General features: G+C 50.4%; 2 protein-coding genes. Both read left to right on the top strand.

Annotation, left to right across the window (positions count from 1 at the left end; translation table 11 throughout):
* On the top strand, positions 1 to 1,032 hold a 1,032-nt coding region (locus INT21_RS17430), incomplete at its 5' end, for a transposase (protein WP_193085539.1).
* 128 nt (positions 1,033 to 1,160) lie between these two features.
* On the top strand, positions 1,161 to 2,123 hold the full coding sequence (locus tag INT21_RS20695) for an EAL domain-containing protein (protein ID WP_319022707.1): 963 nt from the start codon (positions 1,161 to 1,163) through the stop codon (positions 2,121 to 2,123).
* Positions 2,124 to 2,161 lie beyond the last annotated feature (38 nt).

Here is a 2,161-nt window from a genome sequence, read left to right as displayed (position 1 = left end):
CGTGATGAAGCTGAAACGGAAGCCGATCTGGATCGGGATATCCGGCGGGCCAAGACGATTCTCTCGCTAGATGCCGCCATGAACAAAGTTGACCGTTTCCTAAAGACGCACAGCCCAAGGATGGGGCGGGGGAAGCGAATCAAGGAAGTGAAGAGCAATCTGACCGATAACGAAAGTGCCAAAATGACGACCAGTAAGGGCACGATCCAGGGCTATAACGGTGTCGCTACGGTGGATAAAAAGCACCAGATCGTCATTGACGCTCAGGCCTTCGGCGAAGGTCAGGAACATCACACCTTGCAGCCCGTACTGGAAATGGTCGAAGCCCGTTTTAAGAAACTGGGGATTGCGGAGAATATCTACCAAAAAGGCACCGTCGTCACCGCCGATACCGGTTTCGCGAATGAAGCCAATATGAAGTACCTTCACGAGCGACGGATTAATGGCTATATCCCTGATAATCAGTTCCGCAGCCGAGATCCGAGATTCACCGACCAGAAAAACAAATACGGCAAGCGCCACCAGAACTTACCAGATAAAGGCTGGCGAGAGACGACGCCAGCTAGCGCGTTCCAGTTTGATCCAGTAGAGCTAACGTGTATCTGCCCAACCGGTGAAAAACTGTCCTACCGCGGGCAACGAGAAACTGACAATGGCAAGACCCGGGTACACTTTGAAGGGCGCTTGCTGCAATGTCGACACTGCTCAAAGAAATACCGATGCATGCAAAATCCGAGCTCGGCCGACCATCGCAACGGTGCAGGGCGACAAGTGTCTTTTGTTATCGAGAACAAACGCTTACCCAATTATACTGACTGGATGAAGCACCGAGTCGATAGCCCCAAGGGCAAAGAAATTTACAGCCATCGTATGTCAGTCGTGGAGCCCGTCTTCGGCAACATTGGCACAACGAAAAGACTGAACCGCTTCAGCCTTCGGGGTAAGCAAAAGGTGCAAGGCCAGTGGCAGCTCTACTGCTTGGTACACAATATTGAGAAGTTGGCGAATTACGGCCACTTGGCCGCATCATGAAGGGCTTAGAGCGGGGTAAGTTGCTTTTTAAGAGCAAAAGGCCGTCTTCAACAAGCTTTAGTTGGGCGCCCAAGTGGCTAAATGCCGATATGAAGATTACTCAGCCAGATGACCAGCTGGGTAAATGAATAAGGACAACAGGCGGTGGAAACGGCTCGAAATCGGGTTTTTCTACAGCCTCGTTAGCCGATGCCACGGATCAAAATAATTGCACAACAAACTTCAGCGCAATCTTTATTGTTGATTTAGATAATTTTAGATTGGTGAATGACATCCAGGGCCACGAGAGTGGCGATCAATTACTGATTAATGTCGCCCAAAATTTGCAAATACATTTGCCCCAGGAGGCAACCGTTGCCCGCTTTAGTAGCGATGAGTTTGTCGTACTGTTAAATACATTAGGTGAACAGCAAGGTAAAGCAACGCACAACGCTGAACGCCTTGCAAGGCAGCTCTTAGAAGCGGTTGCTAAGCTGCGTAACGACCGGGCACTGCCGATTACCGCCAGCATTGGTATTTCACTGTTTAAGTGTTTGGGGTTGAGTGTGAACAGTGTTTTACAACAAGCAGACATGGCACTTCAACAAGCCAAAGCGGCTGGTGGCAATTCGTTGCGCTTTTTTAATATGGAGATGCAAACCAGTGTGCTGGAGAGGGCTAGGCTTGAGGGGGATCTGCATCAAGCCTTAGAGCGCAACGAGCTGTCGCTACACTACCAAGTGCAGGTTAATCATCAAGGCGTCACTACTGGCGTTGAGGCCTTATTACGCTGGTATCACCCACAGCGGGGCTGGGTATCACCAGCTACCTTTATTCCTCTTGCGGAAGAAAACGGGTTGATTCTGCCTATTGGGCACTGGGTGTTGAAATTAGCCTGTGAACAGTTAGCAAAATGGGCGCAGCAGCCTGCTTATGAGGCACTCACTATCTCAGTTAACGTGAGTTCGGTGCAGTTCCAGCAGCCTGGGTTCGTACGTGATGTAGAAAGCTTGTTAGCACTAACCCAGGCACCGCCGAGTCGTTTGGTGCTGGAAGTGACGGAGAGCCTATTGATGAGCGAACCCACGCGAGTACGTAGCACCATGTCCTGAATTCAACTAATAAGTGCAGCACCTGCGGTTTCTAGTGC

This window comes from Halomonas sp. 3F2F (assembly GCF_014897805.1).
GTDB lineage: Bacteria > Pseudomonadota > Gammaproteobacteria > Pseudomonadales > Halomonadaceae > Vreelandella.
This window is presented reverse-complemented; position numbering and strand designations above follow the sequence as displayed.